Annotated in this window: 10 protein-coding genes, 1 tRNA gene and 3 rRNA genes; 7 read left to right on the top strand and 7 right to left on the bottom strand. The window is 50.6% G+C overall.

Going from position 1 to position 17,503, the window contains the following annotated elements; all coding sequences use genetic code 11:
- Positions 1-31 precede the first annotated feature (31 nt).
- The 3 genes from melA to HV314_RS23075 all read left to right on the top strand — a co-directional run bounded on the left by melA (position 32) and on the right by HV314_RS23075 (position 3,167).
- Positions 32-1,387: an alpha-galactosidase gene (melA, locus tag HV314_RS23085; protein WP_181546795.1), complete on the top strand. Its 1,356-nt coding sequence runs from the start codon at positions 32-34 to the stop codon at positions 1,385-1,387.
- A 92-nt stretch (positions 1,388-1,479) separates the two neighbouring features.
- Positions 1,480-2,910 (top strand): melibiose:sodium transporter MelB, encoded by a 1,431-nt coding sequence (melB, locus tag HV314_RS23080; protein WP_181546793.1) that lies wholly within the window; start codon positions 1,480-1,482, stop codon positions 2,908-2,910.
- 2 nt (positions 2,911-2,912) lie between these two features.
- Positions 2,913-3,167 carry a SemiSWEET transporter gene (locus HV314_RS23075; protein WP_016155416.1) on the top strand — a complete coding sequence of 85 codons (255 nt, stop codon included), beginning with the start codon at positions 2,913-2,915 and terminating at the stop codon, positions 3,165-3,167.
- A gap of 26 nt (positions 3,168-3,193) precedes the next feature.
- Here HV314_RS23075 and HV314_RS23070 read toward each other — a convergent pair whose 3' ends face one another.
- The 6 genes from HV314_RS23070 to HV314_RS23045 form a co-directional block, all read right to left on the bottom strand.
- Complete coding sequence (locus HV314_RS23070; protein ID WP_181546791.1) at positions 3,194-3,811, bottom strand: DUF2238 domain-containing protein; 618 nt, start codon at positions 3,809-3,811, stop codon at positions 3,194-3,196.
- A gap of 147 nt (positions 3,812-3,958) precedes the next feature.
- Complete coding sequence (gene fumA / locus HV314_RS23065; protein ID WP_016155418.1) at positions 3,959-5,605, bottom strand: class I fumarate hydratase FumA; 1,647 nt, start codon at positions 5,603-5,605, stop codon at positions 3,959-3,961.
- A 96-nt stretch (positions 5,606-5,701) separates the two neighbouring features.
- Positions 5,702-7,042: an anaerobic C4-dicarboxylate transporter DcuB gene (gene dcuB / locus HV314_RS23060; protein ID WP_003031873.1), complete on the bottom strand. Its 1,341-nt coding sequence runs from the start codon at positions 7,040-7,042 to the stop codon at positions 5,702-5,704.
- A gap of 118 nt (positions 7,043-7,160) precedes the next feature.
- The gene (locus tag HV314_RS23055) at positions 7,161-7,463 is read right to left on the bottom strand and encodes a hypothetical protein (RefSeq protein ID WP_131341598.1); all 303 of its coding nucleotides are present in this window, start codon (positions 7,461-7,463) and stop codon (positions 7,161-7,163) included.
- Between the two features lie 297 nt (positions 7,464-7,760).
- Positions 7,761-8,480, bottom strand: a complete 720-nt coding sequence (dcuR, locus tag HV314_RS23050) for a two-component system response regulator DcuR (RefSeq protein ID WP_016155419.1) — start codon at positions 8,478-8,480, stop codon at positions 7,761-7,763.
- The gene (locus HV314_RS23045) at positions 8,477-10,108 is read right to left on the bottom strand and encodes a sensor histidine kinase (RefSeq protein ID WP_181546789.1); all 1,632 of its coding nucleotides are present in this window, start codon (positions 10,106-10,108) and stop codon (positions 8,477-8,479) included. The genes dcuR and HV314_RS23045 overlap by 4 nt, the downstream gene beginning before the upstream one ends.
- Before the next feature lie 597 nt (positions 10,109-10,705).
- Between HV314_RS23045 and HV314_RS23040 the strand changes: the two genes are divergently transcribed.
- The 4 genes from HV314_RS23040 (at position 10,706) to rrf (ending at position 15,746) form a co-directional block, all read left to right on the top strand.
- Positions 10,706-12,247: ribosomal RNA gene (locus tag HV314_RS23040) — 16S ribosomal RNA — on the top strand.
- An 85-nt stretch (positions 12,248-12,332) separates the two neighbouring features.
- A tRNA-Glu gene (locus tag HV314_RS23035) sits at positions 12,333-12,408 on the top strand.
- A gap of 219 nt (positions 12,409-12,627) precedes the next feature.
- A 23S ribosomal RNA gene (locus HV314_RS23030) occupies positions 12,628-15,534 on the top strand.
- Positions 15,535-15,630: 96 nt separating this feature from the next.
- Positions 15,631-15,746 (top strand): 5S ribosomal RNA (rrf, locus tag HV314_RS23025).
- The 16S, 23S and 5S rRNA genes sit together here with 1 tRNA gene alongside, the layout of an rRNA operon.
- 896 nt (positions 15,747-16,642) lie before the next feature.
- On the opposite strand, the gene HV314_RS23020 is transcribed toward rrf, so the two are convergent.
- Positions 16,643-17,500 carry a DUF4942 domain-containing protein gene (locus HV314_RS23020; protein ID WP_181546787.1) on the bottom strand — a complete coding sequence of 286 codons (858 nt, stop codon included), beginning with the start codon at positions 17,498-17,500 and terminating at the stop codon, positions 16,643-16,645.
- Positions 17,501-17,503: the final 3 nt, after the last annotated feature.

Genomic DNA, 17,503 nt, shown 5'->3' with positions numbered 1-17,503 from the left:
ATGACTGTGTTCACTAATGTTCTGGAGAGTCATGATGTCTGCACCCAAAATTACCTTTATCGGCGCCGGTTCCACGATTTTCGTTAAAAATATCCTCGGGGACGTCTTTCATCGCGATGCGCTGAAATCTGCGCATATCGCCTTGATGGACGTCAATCCTACTCGGCTGGAAGAGTCACACATTGTGGTGCGTAAGTTGATGGACTCAGCGGGCGCGTCCGGGCGTATCACCTGCTATACCGATCAAAAAGCGGCATTGCAGGATGCTGATTTTGTGGTGGTCGCTTTCCAGATTGGTGGCTATGAACCTTGTACCGTTACCGATTTTGCGGTGTGTAAACGTCATGGTCTGGAGCAGACGATTGCCGATACGTTGGGGCCAGGCGGCATTATGCGCGCGCTGCGCACTATCCCGCATTTATGGCAGATTTGTGAGGATATGACCGAAGTCTGCCCGCAGGCCACCATGCTTAACTACGTTAACCCGATGGCGATGAACACCTGGGCAATGTATGCGCGCTATCCGCATATTAAGCAGGTTGGATTGTGTCACTCGGTGCAAGGGACAGCGGAGGAGCTGGCCCGCGATTTGAACATCGACCCGGCCTCTTTGCGCTATCGCTGCGCCGGGATCAACCATATGGCGTTTTATCTGGAACTTGAGCGTAAAACGGCTGACGGTGCTTATGTGAATCTCTATCCGGAGCTGCTGGCGGCCTATGAATCTGGTCAGGCGCCGAAACCGAATCTTCATGGTAATACCCGTTGTCAGAACATTGTGCGCTATGAAATGTTCAAAAAGCTGGGCTATTTCGTCACTGAGTCGTCGGAGCATTTCGCGGAATATACGCCGTGGTTTATCAAACCAGGGCGTGAGGATCTGATTGAGCGCTATAAGGTTCCACTGGATGAGTATCCAAAACGCTGTGTGGAACAGCTGGCGAACTGGAACAAAGAGCTGGAAGAGTACAAAACGGCGGCGCGGATCGAGATTAAACCGTCACGTGAATATGCCAGCACTATCATGAACGCTATCTGGACCAGCGAACCGAGCGTGGTGTATGGCAACGTTCGCAATGACCATCTGATTGATAACCTGCCGCAAGGCTGTTGCGTGGAGGTGGCTTGCCTGGTCGATGCGAATGGTATCCAGCCAACGAAGGTGGGTTCTCTCCCGTCACATTTGGCGGCCATGATGCAAACCAATATCAATGTTCAGACCCTGCTAACGGAAGCCATTCTGACGGAAAATCGCGATCGTGTTTATCACGCGGCGATGATGGATCCGCATACCGCCGCGGTATTGGGGATTGAGGAGATTTATGCGCTGGTGGACGATCTGATCGCGTCTCATGGCGACTGGCTGCCGGCCTGGTTACACCGTTAACACACCATTACGCCGGGCAGAGCATCCGGCGTTTAACCTCTGACGTTTCCTCTAACAGAAGGCGGGCGCTGGTAACGGCGACCCGATACCCTATGAGCATCTCTCTGAAAACAAAACTCAGTTACGGATTTGGAGCGTTTGGTAAGGATTTCGCCATCGGTATTGTGTACATGTACCTGATGTATTACTACACCGACGTGGTGGGATTATCGGTGGGGCTGGTCGGAACGTTGTTCCTGGCGGCAAGGGTCTGGGATGCGGTAAACGATCCCATCATGGGCTGGATTGTGAACGCCACCCGGTCGCGGTGGGGAAAATTTAAACCCTGGATCTTACTCGGTACGCTGGCGAACTCATTGGTGCTGTTTTTGCTTTTTAGCGCACATTTGTTTGAGGGCACTGCGCAAGTCGTATTTGTGTGCGTGACGTATATATTATGGGGAATGACCTACACCATTATGGATATTCCATTCTGGTCGCTGGTACCAACTATTACGCTGGATAAACGCGAGCGTGAACAACTGGTGCCGTTCCCTCGTTTCTTCGCAAGCCTGGCTGGGTTTGTCACCGCGGGTGTGACACTGCCCTTTGTGAGCTATGTTGGCGGGGCTGATCGCGGCTTTGGTTTCCAGATGTTTACGCTGGTGCTGATTACATTCTTTATCGTTTCTACCGTTGTTACGCTGCGTAATGTGCATGAGGTTTATTCGTCAGATAGTGAGGCAACGGCGGACAGCAGTCGTCTTGGGCTGAAAGCGATCGTTGGGCTCATCTATAAAAACGACCAGTTATCATGCCTGCTAGGCATGGCGCTGGCTTATAATATTGCCGCCAATATCATTGCTGGCTTTGCCATTTACTATTTTACTTATGTGATTGGCGATGCAAGCCTCTTCCCGTACTACATGTCTTACGCAGGAGCGGCAAACCTGCTGACGCTGATTTTCTTTCCTCGATTGGTAAAAGCGTTGTCACGACGGATCCTGTGGGCTGGGGCATCCGTGCTGCCGGTGCTCAGCTGTATCGTTTTGCTGGTGATGGCGTTAGCCGGTTTCCATAACATCTTACTCATTGTTATTGCTGGTATTTTACTGAATGTTGGTTCAGCGCTTTTCTGGGTGTTGCAGGTCATTATGGTGGCGGATACCGTTGATTACGGCGAATACAAACTGAATGTACGTTGTGAAAGTATCGCTTATTCAGTGCAGACGATGGTGGTAAAAGGAGGGTCTGCGTTTGCCGCTTTCTTTATCGCAGTGATACTTGGGGTGATTAATTACGCGCCGAATGTCGCGCAGTCTGCAGAAACCATTGTTGGTATGCAATTCATTATGATCGCGCTACCAGCACTCTTTTTTGTGGTGACCTTAGTCCTTTACTTCCGCTTTTACCGACTGAACGGCGACACGCTGCGCAGGGTCCAGATTCATTTGTTGGATAAGTACCGTAAGGTGCCGCAGCACCATGAGCAACCGGATATCCCGGCTATTGCGGTAGTCACCCCAGGTGATGTGAAGGCGTAGCTATGGAATGGCATTCGTGGATTGGGTATTTGGCGGCTAGCCTGACGACGCTCTCATTCTTACCGCAAGCGATTAAGGTCATTACCACCCGCAACACGCAGGGTATCTCCGGTTTAATGTATGTAATGTTTGTGTGTGGGCTGGTGTTGTGGCTGATTTATGGATTATTGATTGAAGATACTGCCGTCAGCATGGCGAACTTTCTGACACTCCTGTTCGCCTTGCCGATTCTGGTTATCAAGTCTCGCAATGGGTAGAGCAGATTGCCGGATAAGCGTCAGCGCTATCCGGCAGTTTTTAACTGTCTGTTGTGCCAGCCCGCCAACACGAGCACCGTGGTTAGCGCACCGAGCAGGGCGCAGAACATATCCGACTGGGTATCCCATGGGTCGCCCTGCGTCCCGAGAAAATCATCCGCTCCCTGACCCATCGCCAGCGCCGCCCACCATTCGATCAGCTCATACATCGCGCTAATCGCCAGCGCCACGCAGCAGACCAAAAATGCCAGCATTTTGCGGCCACGAACTATATTACCGTGCACTAAAATCTCTCTTGCCGTCAGGGCGGGCACCAGACCCTGGAAGAAGTGACCCAGCTTGTCATAGGGGTTACGACTGAGATCCAGCCACTCCTGAACCTGAAAACCGACAGGGACTTTAGCGTAGGTATACATACCGCCGACCATCAGAATGATGGCGTGCAAGAAAATGAGCGTGTAGAGCAATGGCGTCAGCGGGTAGCGCTTCACGGTTGCCAGCAACAGTGGGACGACAATAATGACCGGCGTAACTTCCATCAGCCAGGTGATTTTCTCCGTGGCAGAGACACCGGTGTAGATAAGTATTAGCGCCAGGAGCAGCGCGCCAGAGTGCAAGATTGTGGAGTTCAGTGTGCGGAGCATGGCGAATTCACAAGTAATGGAAAAGGTTACTATTCCCTGTGAGCGGCAAAAATTCAACGCCAGTAAATGGGGGGATAAAGTTGGCCCGGGGGGATCACTGGACTGACGCCAAAAATCTGTTGTCAGTCCAGTGCCGGGCCGAATGGGTTACTTCGCGCAGTTAGCGCATTGTTTGCTGACGATTTGCTGGAAGAAATCGTTGCCTTTGTCATCGACCAGAATGAAAGCCGGGAAATCTTCGACTTCGATTTTCCAGATAGCTTCCATACCCAGCTCCGGGTATTCCACGCATTCCAGATGTTTAATACTCTGCTGCGCAAGTACCGCTGCCGGGCCACCAATACTGCCTAAATAGAAGCCGCCGTGTTTATGGCAGGCGTCTGTCACCTGCTGGCTACGGTTACCTTTTGCCAGCATGATCATGCTGCCACCGTGAGACTGTAGCAGGTCAACATAGGAGTCCATACGACCCGCAGTGGTTGGCCCTAAAGAGCCGGACGGATAACCCGCAGGTGTTTTGGCCGGGCCCGCGTAGTAGATAGGGTGATCTTTCACGTACTGCGGCAGACCTTCGCCGGACTCAATACGTTCTTTTAGCTTCGCGTGGGCAATATCGCGACCGACAATGATGGTGCCGCTCAGCGACAGACGGGTAGAAACCGGATACTGAGAGAGCTGAGCGAGGATCTCTTTCATTGGGCGGTTAAGGTCAACTTTAACCACTTCACCTTCGCCTGCCTGGCGCAGCGACTCCGGAATGTACTGGGCTGGGTTATGTTCCAGTTTTTCGATCCAGATCCCTTCGCGGTTAATCTTGGCCTTGATGTTACGGTCTGCGGAGCAAGACACACCCATACCAACCGGGCAGGATGCGCCGTGGCGAGGCAGGCGGATCACGCGGATATCGTGCGCGAAGTATTTCCCGCCAAACTGGGCGCCGAGGCCGAGTTTCTGCGCTTCTTCCAGCAGTTCCTGTTCCAGTTGCAGATCGCGGAACGCCTGGCCGTGCGCATTACCTTCAGTCGGCAGTGCGTCATAGTAGTGTGTGCTGGCCAGCTTCACCGTTTTCAGGGTGCTTTCCGCTGACGTGCCGCCAATGACGAATGCAATGTGGTACGGCGGGCATGCTGCGGTACCCAGCGTGCGCATTTTCTCTACCAGGAAGTTTTTCAGTTTGCCGGGCGTCAGCAGCGCTTTGGTTTCCTGATACAGATAGGTTTTGTTCGCTGAACCGCCGCCTTTGGCCACGCACAGGAATTTGTATTCGTCACCATCCACGCTGTACAGGTCGATTTGTGCGGGCAGGTTGGTGCCGGTATTCACTTCTTTGTACATATCCAGCGCCGCGTTTTGCGAGTAGCGCAGGTTATCTTCAATATAGGTATTAAATACGCCCTTGGAGAGTGCCGCTTCGTCGCCGCCACCGGTCCAGACGCGCTGACCTTTTTTACCCATGATAATTGCCGTACCGGTGTCCTGGCAGGTTGGCAATACGCCTTTAGCCGCGATTTCGGAGTTTCTCAGGAACTGCAGCGCTACGTATTTATCGTTTTCGCTGGCTTCGGGATCATGGAGAATTGAGGCGACTTGCTGTTGGTGTTCAGGGCGGAGCATGAAGGAGGCATCGTGGAAGGCTTGTTGGGCCAGTAGCGTAAGTGCTTCAGGCGCTACTTTCAGGATTGTTTCGCCTTCAAACTCGCCGACGCTGACGTGATCGGAGGTCAGCAGGTAGTACTCAGTTTTGTCTTCCCCCAGTGGGAAAGCCGCCTGATAAGTGAATTCAACTTTTGACATTTGCTTCCAGCCTTTTCATTTTTCTCAGGAATTTTAAAATTCTCTGTGTCTTGACGGTGGCGTGCCGTTCTAAAGCGGACGGCACGCGCACTGTAATTACAGGAAACCGTACATTGCAGCGAAGATCCAACCAAAGACACAGGATACGCTCACGCCGATCAACCCAGGTAGAATGAAGCTGTGGTTGATAACGAAACGGCCAATGTGGGTGGTGCCGGAACGGTCAAACTGAATAGCCGCCAGATCGCTCGGGTAAGTCGGCAGAATGTAGTAACCGTAACATGCCGGAGCGGAAGCAACGATGTACGCTGGATCAACCCCAATTGCCAGTGCGACCGGAACAATCGCCGCCAGCGCCGCAGCCTGGGAGTTTACAAATTTGGAAACCAACAGCAGAACAATTGCATAGGCCCACGGATACTCTTTCACCATATTGCCCAGCACACCTTCGATTTCCGTCATGTGCGCGCCGAACATTGTTTCGGCCATCCAGGCAATACCGTACACCGCCACAATTGCGATCATACCGGAACGGAAGACTTCGTTTTTAGATATGGAAGCGGGATTGGTCTTCGTCAGGATAATAATCAGCGCACCGGTCAGCAGCATGAACATCTGGATAACCAGTACCATTGACAGCGGTTTGCCGCTGAAGGTAGGGCGCAGCTCAGAGAACGCGCCGAGCACGGCAACAACGGCGATAGCGGCAAGGAAGATCCACATGGCCAGCCAGTTGCTTTTTGGCAGCTTTTTGTCTAACAGTGTGGCGGTATCGCCATAAACGTAGTTGTGGTTTTCAGGGACGGAAATAAACTTCTGGAACTCTTCATCTTTATCCAGATCTTTACCGCGGAACCAACTGAAGATACCGATCGCCAGGATACCCAACAGGGTAGACGGGATAGTGATGCTGAGCAGGTCGAGGAATTCAAGATGCTTGCCTTCAAACGTTACGTTACCCAGCATTGCGACCAGTGATACAACGGCCACGGACACCGGGCTGGCGATAATCCCCATCTGCGCACCGATAGAACTCGCCGCCATCGGACGTTCCGGGCGAATATTGTTCTTAATGGCAACGTCATAAATGATTGGCAGGATGGTGTATACCACGTGGCCTGTACCGCAGAGAATCGTCAGGGTGCAGGTAACGAACGGGGCGACGATGGAAACGTATTTTGGGTTACGGCGCAGCAGCTTTTCAGCGATTTGCAGCATAACGTCAAGGCCGCCGGAGGCTTGCAAGGTTGCCGATGCGGCCACCACGGCAATAATAACCAGCATTACATCTACAGGTGGTTTACCCGGCTGGAGATGGAAAACGAAAACCAGAATGACCAGGCCGATACCGCCTAATAAACCCAGCGCGATACCGCCCTTTCTGGCACCATAAAACAAACATATTAATATTATAAGAAGTTGTATACTAAATAACATTTTATTTACCCTCGCGAAAAAACCAGTCAATTTTTTGAAAAATGGATCTGTGCCACATTCTTTTTTGCCGGAATAGGCATCAAAAAATGGTCAGTATTCGATATGTCCGTATTTGCGATTAATGTTCAAATGTCTTGCTAGAATGTTTTTTTAACGTTATGGCGATATTTAGCTTTTTTCTGTGGCTTTGATCAGAGGAGAGAATCCTCAGGCGATGGGAAGCAGAGCTGGACATGGAGAGCTGCGGTTGACGCTGTAATTTATCTGTTTTGCGTTTTCCGCTATTACGTGAACCACCGACAGAATGGGTGAGTAGGTTATTTGTGTGATCACGCTCACGCCATTTCATAATGTGATGAGGTTGGCGTGCGGATACTTTTATTTGCTCACAAAAATGTACGGTGTCCATGGTACGTAGCATGGTCTCCATTGCTACCAGTCTAGATTTTGTATGTCTGGTTAATTTCAGACTAATCCTTTATGGGTAAAAATACACACTCTGCGAGCTAGATAATACTTAATTAACTTTTGTTAGCGATTTTGAAATTAAAAACAGTGTGACGTTAATCAATATTAAAATAATACATTTAACATGCTAGATACAAATATATTTGATCTAACGCAAATTTATAATTCTGCAGCATAATTCAGAAAAGAAGGGATTTTTCATTATTTTAATAATTGTTACTTTCAAATAACAAATAATCCCAAATTGTTTTTATTGGCAATATTGTTTTAGTAATGAGTAATGTTCAGCCTGAACGCGGTAACGATAAACCGGTCTACCGGTTACGCCATAATGGATGCTGGTAAATAGGATGTGACAATTGACGAGCCAGATAAGATATTTACGGCAAGAAACGCGCGAGATATTGACCTCGTTGGCCAGTTCATCGGTGGAGAATTCCTGATCCTGATGCTCATCAATCCACTGGCACAGCGTGCGTAACGTTTGTGGCGTTAATCCTTTAGGTAAGCGCCGCGCTTCCTGTTCATTGGAGGAGCTGCCGTGAATCAACTGGTCAAGCTCAGACTGTTCATAGTACTGATGCTTTTCCATCTCGGTTTTCTTTTGTAGCCAGCCGGTCAGCGCCTCTTCAAAACGGGACGCCTGGAACGGTTTGATCAGGTAGTCAACGACACCATAGTGGAGAGAGTCTTTGATGGTGGTCGCGTCAGCGGCGGAAGAGATGACAATGACATCACACTTGCAACCTTCGCTGTGCAATACAGGCAACAGATCCAGACCGTTTTCTTTTTGCATATAAATATCAAGCAAAATCAAATCGATATGATTGCCGCTATGAAAGATTATCTCTTTTGCTTTCTCCAGCGTGGAGGCTGTGCCGCAGCAATGAAAACCGGAGAGTTGCGCGACATAACGGCGGTTTAATTCCGCTACCATTGCATCGTCATCGACAATTAAGACATTGATCATCTGCTGGCCCTCTCACCATTCCACGGTAACTGTACAAAAAATTGGGTGAAGATCCCAGGTTCAGACTCGACGGAAATATTGCCGCCAACGTTTTCAACCTGTTGTTTAACAAGCGCTAAACCAACGCCCCGTTCGGTTCCTTTTGACGAAACGCCCTTCTCAAAGATGTGCTCAATGTGTTCGGGGGCAATCCCCGGACCATCGTCATTCACTTCGCAATGCAACCAGCCGTGTCGATAATGCAAGGATACGCTGATCTCGCCACCAGGTTCTTGACCTAGCGCCTCCAGGGCGTTTTCAATCAAATTCCCCAGAACGGTAATCAGCACAGCCACCTGATCTTCGTTGCTGTTTTCCGGCAACTGGCTTTCATTGCTGATCACCAGGCTATGGCCTAAATCAGATGTGCGATTAATCTTACTGAGTAAAAATCCTGCGATCACCGGGGATTTTATTTTTCCTAACAGTGAGCCAATCTCTTCCTGATAACTGTTCGCGGTCTTCAGGATGTAATTTTCAAGCTGCTTATAACTTTTCAGATGCAATAATCCCAGAATCACGTGCAATTTATTCATGAATTCGTGGGATCGTTCACGAAGTGCGTCGGCATAGTTGACCATGCCGTCCAGTCGTTGCATAAGTTTTCGGACTTCAGTCTTATCTCTGAATGTTGAAATGGCCCCGATGATTTTACCGTTGCTGAGTACCGGAACCGTGTTAATTAAGAGTAGCCGATCCTTCACCATGATCTCTTCATCGCGACGCGGCGTTCCGTCATGCAGTACCTGTGAAAAATCGACCACTTTTGACCATGCGTGGCTGAGCGTGGAGAGCTGGGCATCGTCTTGCGATTTGTGGTAATCCAGCAGGTCTTGTGCCGCCTGGTTTATCAGCGTCACTTCACCGCACTCGTCAACGGCAATGACGCCTTCCTTTATAGAGTGCAGCATCGCCTGGCGTTGTTCGAACAGATTGGAGATTTCATAAGGCTCCAGACCAAACAGAATACGCTTGAGGACTTTGACAAATACCCATGTGCCAAGCAGCCCAACCAGCACGCCAAATAAGATGGACCAAAAGATGCTGCCACGGCTGTTATTGATCTGCTCAGTCACCCTGCTTAGCTCAAGGCCGATCGACACGACGCCTATCTGCCGGTGATGCTCGTCATAAATAGGGGTAAATACGCGCAGGGCTTGCGCCAGAAATCCGCGATTAATGGCGACATTCTCTTTCCCTTGCAGGGCCAGCAAAATGTCATCGCCTTTAAACGGCTGACCGATTCGCTGCGCTTCGGGATGGGAGTAACGAATGCTTTGCATATCGGTGACGACGATGAACAAAAAATCGTTGCTCTTATTCACCGCCTGGGCAATCGCCTGAATACCGCTTTCCTCAGGCTTTTTCATTAGCCCCTGGCGGATCTCCGGGGAGTTTGCCAGCGTTCGTGCGACCGCAAGCGCTTTACCCGCTAATGCATCGCGCGTCATGTTGCTGATTTGCGAGAAATAAATCAGATGAACGACAAGCAGCACGGAGAAGAGTACCGCACTGACCATGAGGATCACGGTAGTGCCGAGCTTCATCGGGCGTTTGCGTATAGCAGTACGTTGCAGAGAGTGTCTCATCACGGTCCTGGAATCACGGTTTGTATGGGTATTATCGCCTGATGGGATGCGTAATTCAAAGGTGGTAGGGATGATGGGGCATGGGCTGCCTGGGCTTTTCTTCTATATATAACGTAGAGCGAGTCTCTTTTTATATAGAGATTTCCTTATCTGCTTTCACTTCTTTCAGGGAGGCTGACCACTATTTTGCTTACGATTGTGGATAACTCTGTGTGTAAATGGGTATAAGGCGGGGTTTTGCTGTGGAATGCAGCGGTTAGTCATTTTTCTGCAATTTAAGGGTTGCGGGCCGCGGGAAACTCCCTATAATGCGCCTCCATCGACACGGCGGATGTGAATCACTTCACACAAACAGCCGGTTCGGTTGAAGAGAAAAACCTGAAAATGAGGGTTGACTCTGAAAGAGGAAAGCGTAATATACGCCACCTCGCGACAGAGCGCTAAAGCGCGTCGCAACTGCTCTTTAACAATTTATCAGACAATCTGTGTGGGCACTCGAAGATACGGATTCTTAACGTCGCAAGACGAAAAATGAATACCAAGTCTCTGAGTGAACACGTAATTCATTACGAAGTTTAATTCACGAGCATCAAACTTAAATTGAAGAGTTTGATCATGGCTCAGATTGAACGCTGGCGGCAGGCCTAACACATGCAAGTCGAACGGTAGCACAGAGGAGCTTGCTCCTTGGGTGACGAGTGGCGGACGGGTGAGTAATGTCTGGGAAACTGCCCGATGGAGGGGGATAACTACTGGAAACGGTAGCTAATACCGCATAACGTCGCAAGACCAAAGAGGGGGACCTTCGGGCCTCTTGCCATCGGATGTGCCCAGATGGGATTAGCTAGTAGGTGGGGTAACGGCTCACCTAGGCGACGATCCCTAGCTGGTCTGAGAGGATGACCAGCCACACTGGAACTGAGACACGGTCCAGACTCCTACGGGAGGCAGCAGTGGGGAATATTGCACAATGGGCGCAAGCCTGATGCAGCCATGCCGCGTGTATGAAGAAGGCCTTCGGGTTGTAAAGTACTTTCAGCGAGGAGGAAGGTGTTGTGGTTAATAACCGCAGCAATTGACGTTACTCGCAGAAGAAGCACCGGCTAACTCCGTGCCAGCAGCCGCGGTAATACGGAGGGTGCAAGCGTTAATCGGAATTACTGGGCGTAAAGCGCACGCAGGCGGTCTGTCAAGTCGGATGTGAAATCCCCGGGCTCAACCTGGGAACTGCATCCGAAACTGGCAGGCTAGAGTCTTGTAGAGGGGGGTAGAATTCCAGGTGTAGCGGTGAAATGCGTAGAGATCTGGAGGAATACCGGTGGCGAAGGCGGCCCCCTGGACAAAGACTGACGCTCAGGTGCGAAAGCGTGGGGAGCAAACAGGATTAGATACCCTGGTAGTCCACGCCGTAAACGATGTCGACTTGGAGGTTGTGCCCTTGAGGCGTGGCTTCCGGAGCTAACGCGTTAAGTCGACCGCCTGGGGAGTACGGCCGCAAGGTTAAAACTCAAATGAATTGACGGGGGCCCGCACAAGCGGTGGAGCATGTGGTTTAATTCGATGCAACGCGAAGAACCTTACCTACTCTTGACATCCACGGAACTTGGCAGAGATGCCTTGGTGCCTTCGGGAACCGTGAGACAGGTGCTGCATGGCTGTCGTCAGCTCGTGTTGTGAAATGTTGGGTTAAGTCCCGCAACGAGCGCAACCCTTATCCTTTGTTGCCAGCGATTCGGTCGGGAACTCAAAGGAGACTGCCAGTGATAAACTGGAGGAAGGTGGGGATGACGTCAAGTCATCATGGCCCTTACGAGTAGGGCTACACACGTGCTACAATGGCATATACAAAGAGAAGCGACCTCGCGAGAGCAAGCGGACCTCATAAAGTATGTCGTAGTCCGGATTGGAGTCTGCAACTCGACTCCATGAAGTCGGAATCGCTAGTAATCGTGGATCAGAATGCCACGGTGAATACGTTCCCGGGCCTTGTACACACCGCCCGTCACACCATGGGAGTGGGTTGCAAAAGAAGTAGGTAGCTTAACCTTCGGGAGGGCGCTTACCACTTTGTGATTCATGACTGGGGTGAAGTCGTAACAAGGTAACCGTAGGGGAACCTGCGGTTGGATCACCTCCTTACCTTAAAGAAACGTTCTTTGTAGTGCTCACACAGATTGTCTGATGAAAAGTAAATAGCAAGGCGTCTTTCGATTGAGACTTCAGTGTCCCCTTCGTCTAGAGGCCCAGGACACCGCCCTTTCACGGCGGTAACAGGGGTTCGAATCCCCTAGGGGACGCCACTTGCTGGTATGTGTGAGTGAAAGTCGCCGACCGAAGTATCTCAAAACAGACTTTCGAGTCTCGTTTGAGATATTTGCTCTTTAAAAATCTGGATCAAGCTGAAAATTGAAACGACACACTGTTTCATTTCTCCGTAATAAGAAATGAAAAGCGGTGTGTCCGAGTCTCTCAAATTTTCGCAACACTGAAGTGTTTTACGAAACATCTTCGGGTTGTGAGGTTAAGCGACTAAGCGTACACGGTGGATGCCCTGGCAGTCAGAGGCGATGAAGGACGTGCTAATCTGCGATAAGCGTCGGTAAGGTGATATGAACCGTTATAACCGGCGATTTCCGAATGGGGAAACCCAGTGTGATTCGTCACACTATCATTACGTGAATACATAGCGTAATGAAGCGAACCGGGGGAACTGAAACATCTAAGTACCCCGAGGAAAAGAAATCAACCGAGATTCCCCCAGTAGCGGCGAGCGAACGGGGAGCAGCCCAGAGTCTGAATCAGCATGTGTGGTAGTGGAACGGTCTGGAAAGTCCGGCGATACAGGGTGACAGCCCCGTACACAAAAGTGCATGTGTTGTGAACTCGAAGAGTAGGGCGGGACACGTGGTATCCTGTCTGAATATGGGGGGACCATCCTCCAAGGCTAAATACTCCTGACTGACCGATAGTGAACCAGTACCGTGAGGGAAAGGCGAAAAGAACCCCGGCGAGGGGAGTGAAAAAGAACCTGAAACCGTGTACGTACAAGCAGTGGGAGCCTCTTTATGGGGTGACTGCGTACCTTTTGTATAATGGGTCAGCGACTTATATTCTGTAGCAAGGTTAACCGAATAGGGGAGCCGAAGGGAAACCGAGTCTTAACTGGGCGTTAAGTTGCAGGGTATAGACCCGAAACCCGGTGATCTAGCCATGGGCAGGTTGAAGGTTGGGTAACACTAACTGGAGGACCGAACCGACTAATGTTGAAAAATTAGCGGATGACTTGTGGCTGGGGGTGAAAGGCCAATCAAACCGGGAGATAGCTGGTTCTCCCCGAAAGCTATTTAGGTAGCGCCTCGTGAATTCATCTTCGGGGGTAGAGCACTGTTTCGGCTAGGGGGTCATCCCGACTTACCAACCCGATGCAAACTGCGAATACCGAAGAATGTTATCACGGGAGACACACGGCGGGTGCTAACGTCCGTCGTGAAGAGGGAAACAACCCAGACCGCCAGCTAAGGTCCCAAAGTCATGGTTAAGTGGGAAACGATGTGGGAAGGCACAGACAGCCAGGATGTTGGCTTAGAAGCAGCCATCATTTAAAGAAAGCGTAATAGCTCACTGGTCGAGTCGGCCTGCGCGGAAGATGTAACGGGGCTAAACCATGCACCGAAGCTGCGGCAGCGACACTATGTGTTGTTGGGTAGGGGAGCGTTCTGTAAGCCGTTGAAGGTGTGCTGTGAGGCATGCTGGAGGTATCAGAAGTGCGAATGCTGACATAAGTAACGATAATGCGGGTGAAAAACCCGCACGCCGGAAGACCAAGGGTTCCTGTCCAACGTTAATCGGGGCAGGGTGAGTCGACCCCTAAGGCGAGGCCGAAAGGCGTAGTCGATGGGAAACAGGTTAATATTCCTGTACTTGGTGTTACTGCGAAGGGGGGACGGAGAAGGCTATGTTAGCCGGGCGACGGTTGTCCCGGTTTAAGCATGTAGGCGGAGATTCCAGGTAAATCCGGAGTCTTGTTAACGCTGAGGTGTGATGACGAGGCACTACGGTGCTGAAGTAACAAATGCCCTGCTTCCAGGAAAAGCCTCTAAGCATCAGGTAACACAAAATCGTACCCCAAACCGACACAGGTGGTCAGGTAGAGAATACCAAGGCGCTTGAGAGAACTCGGGTGAAGGAACTAGGCAAAATGGTGCCGTAACTTCGGGAGAAGGCACGCTGATATGTAGGTGAAGTGATTTACTCATGGAGCTGAAATCAGTCGAAGATACCAGCTGGCTGCAACTGTTTATTAAAAACACAGCACTGTGCAAACACGAAAGTGGACGTATACGGTGTGACGCCTGCCCGGTGCCGGAAGGTTAATTGATGGGGTTATCCGTAAGGAGAAGCTCTTGATCGAAGCCCCGGTAAACGGCGGCCGTAACTATAACGGTCCTAAGGTAGCGAAATTCCTTGTCGGGTAAGTTCCGACCTGCACGAATGGCGTAATGATGGCCAGGCTGTCTCCACCCGAGACTCAGTGAAATTGAACTCGCTGTGAAGATGCAGTGTACCCGCGGCAAGACGGAAAGACCCCGTGAACCTTTACTATAGCTTGACACTGAACACTGGTCCTTGATGTGTAGGATAGGTGGGAGGCTTTGAAGTGTGGACGCCAGTCTGCATGGAGCCAACCTTGAAATACCACCCTTTAATGGCTGGTGTTCTAACGTAGACCCGTAATCCGGGTTGCGGACAGTGTCTGGTGGGTAGTTTGACTGGGGCGGTCTCCTCCTAAAGAGTAACGGAGGAGCACGAAGGTTAGCTAATCCTGGTCGGACATCAGGAGGTTAGTGCAAAGGCATAAGCTAGCTTGACTGCGAGAGTGACGGCTCGAGCAGGTGCGAAAGCAGGTCTTAGTGATCCGGTGGTTCTGAATGGAAGGGCCATCGCTCAACGGATAAAAGGTACTCCGGGGATAACAGGCTGATACCGCCCAAGAGTTCATATCGACGGCGGTGTTTGGCACCTCGATGTCGGCTCATCACATCCTGGGGCTGAAGTAGGTCCCAAGGGTATGGCTGTTCGCCATTTAAAGTGGTACGCGAGCTGGGTTTAGAACGTCGTGAGACAGTTCGGTCCCTATCTGCCGTGGGCGCTGGAGAATTGAGGGGGGCTGCTCCTAGTACGAGAGGACCGGAGTGGACGCATCACTGGTGTTCGGGTTGTCATGCCAATGGCATTGCCCGGTAGCTAAATGCGGAAGAGATAAGTGCTGAAAGCATCTAAGCACGAAACTTGCCCCGAGATGAGTTCTCCCTGACCCTTTAAGGGTCCTGAAGGAACGTTGAAGACGACGACGTTGATAGGTCGGGTGTGTAAGCGTAGCGATACGTTGAGCTAACCGATACTAATGAACCGTGAGGCTTAACCTTACAACGCCGAAGATGTTTTGGCGGATGAGACATCGAAATTCAGCTTGATTACAGATTACATCGACATGCGAAAAGTGTGTTGATAGACAGAATTTGCCTGGCGGCTGTAGCGCGGTGGTCCCACCTGACCCCATGCCGAACTCAGAAGTGAAACGCCGTAGCGCCGATGGTAGTGTGGGGTCTCCCCATGCGAGAGTAGGGAACTGCCAGGCATCAAATAAAAACAAAAGGCCCGGTCGAAAGACCGGGCCTTTTGTTTTATCTGTGGTCTGTCGGTGAGTGCTCTCCTGAGGAGGACAAATCCGCCGGGAGCGGATTTGAACGTTGCGCAGCAACGGCCCGGAGGGTGGCGGGCAGGACGCCCGCCATAAACTGCCAGGCATCAAACAAGTGAAGAAGCCCATCCTGCCGGATGGGCTTTTTTGCGTCTGCAGGGAATGAGAACTGCCGGATGCAGCGTACCGTTTTATCCAGCCCATCATGTTGTAACCGGTGTGCAGGCCTGAGAAGCGCAGCGCACCAGGCTCTCCCGGCAGCACATTGCCTGTTATCCGTGCGCGGGGTTGAGTAACAGGTACTGTCGCTCAGGGTCGCGGACCTCTATAGAACCCAGATCTCAGCTTGCTAACAGGCACGACTAATCTTACGTATGGATTTTGTGGGGGTAGAGCAGTAAAGATATTGAGAGATGATCGGTTGGAAAGTATCAGAAACTACAAAAGCAAAAACCCGCCTCTAGGGCGGGTTCTTTAAATAGTGGTGCCGGACTCGGAATCGATGTTTTGATTTATTTTCATGATTTATAAATAAAATTTTTGATGTGATGAAATTTATGCCCTCATTTGTACCCTCTGTCCCGCCTGGTACGAATTTAAAACCCGAATCGGGGACGGCAAGGGGATGGTCATCTGAGGATGATGTGTAGATGCTTCATTGTGTTCTTTTGTCTGGCGACGCACCTGGTGCGTCACAAGGATCCAGTAACAAACCACCAGAAGAAAAGCACCAGGTACGCCAACTTTATTCTGGCCATAAGTAGTTGAGATGGCAAGGCGTTTGTTCAGACCCTTCAAGGGTAATGAAATTCCACTTTGTGCAGACAGATAAATCATCCTGAATACTGCATGGATGCCAGCGTGCCAGGGTAGTGGTGGGCGATGATGTCATTCAGCTTATCAACCAGCTCTGCCCGCTTAAATGTGATATGCGCTGTTCCCTTCTGAAAGTACTTAATAGAAAACATCTCATCTTCATAGCTGGTGCTGTTCCTGTTCTCATGAATATAATCGCCTAGACGGCAGGTAACATCGGCGCGGTTGTCGGGGATGGGCTTTCCATTCAGGAGCATCAGTACACGCTCCAGGTCAGCTAATCGATCGCGCTGCCAGCCCCAGCTCAGGCTGTAGCCCCATTTATCGTACTTCACCAGACTATTAATGATGATTTTTTTTCCAAACTTGCACGGGTTGTTGCTTTTGTAATCCCAGCTCAGATTTTTGAAGACGTTGATAACTCCCCGTTCAAATACCTCATCTTTACTCTGGTGCAGTTGCCGGAAAGTACTGAGGATATTGTCTTCAGATATCGCGGGGATATCGTCTTTCTCCAGGCTTTTGTGCCACTCGTCACGGGCATCAGCATCCATCAGGCTCAGCATGCCTGATTTATTCATCAGCTCTCGCCAGATGCGGCGATCAATATTGCGGGTCATCGCTTTCATTGCTTTATCGGTTTTTTCCGTGAACCAGCAATCGCAGCGATAGCCCTCCCGCATTCCCCACTCCTGTGCTGTACCACCGCCGATATCGTGGGTCAGAATGGAGATATCATCAAGTTCACTGATAAGGCTTTGAATCCGTGTCAGCGCAGCATTACGGCCTGTAACAATACGTTCAATGCTGGTGGAGCAAATCACATCAGTGTGCCCGGTTAACACTTCGGATTCATTAACATTATTTCCGGCCATTAT

Source organism: Citrobacter sp. RHBSTW-00887, assembly GCF_013728095.1.
GTDB classification, from domain to species: Bacteria; Pseudomonadota; Gammaproteobacteria; order Enterobacterales; family Enterobacteriaceae; genus Citrobacter; species Citrobacter braakii.
Note: the sequence above shows the minus strand (reverse complement) of the source record. Positions and strands in the feature narration are given on the sequence as shown.

Excerpts from the sequence above, each read along its gene's own strand:
- HV314_RS23045 (WP_181546789.1), bottom strand. The coding sequence starts at position 10,108 with ATGAGACACTCTCTGCAACGTACTGCTATACGCAAACGCCCGATGAAG.
- HV314_RS23070 (WP_181546791.1), bottom strand. The coding sequence starts at position 3,811 with ATGCTCCGCACACTGAACTCCACAATCTTGCACTCTGGCGCGCTGCTC.
- HV314_RS23020 (WP_181546787.1), bottom strand. The coding sequence starts at position 17,500 with ATGGCCGGAAATAATGTTAATGAATCCGAAGTGTTAACCGGGCACACT.
- dcuB (WP_003031873.1), bottom strand. The coding sequence starts at position 7,042 with ATGTTATTTAGTATACAACTTCTTATAATATTAATATGTTTGTTTTAT.
- HV314_RS23075 (WP_016155416.1), top strand. The coding sequence starts at position 2,913 with ATGGAATGGCATTCGTGGATTGGGTATTTGGCGGCTAGCCTGACGACG.
- melB (WP_181546793.1), top strand. The coding sequence starts at position 1,480 with ATGAGCATCTCTCTGAAAACAAAACTCAGTTACGGATTTGGAGCGTTT.
- HV314_RS23055 (WP_131341598.1), bottom strand. The coding sequence starts at position 7,463 with ATGCTACGTACCATGGACACCGTACATTTTTGTGAGCAAATAAAAGTA.
- fumA (WP_016155418.1), bottom strand. The coding sequence starts at position 5,605 with ATGTCAAAAGTTGAATTCACTTATCAGGCGGCTTTCCCACTGGGGGAA.
- melA (WP_181546795.1), top strand. The coding sequence starts at position 32 with ATGATGTCTGCACCCAAAATTACCTTTATCGGCGCCGGTTCCACGATT.
- dcuR (WP_016155419.1), bottom strand. The coding sequence starts at position 8,480 with ATGATCAATGTCTTAATTGTCGATGACGATGCAATGGTAGCGGAATTA.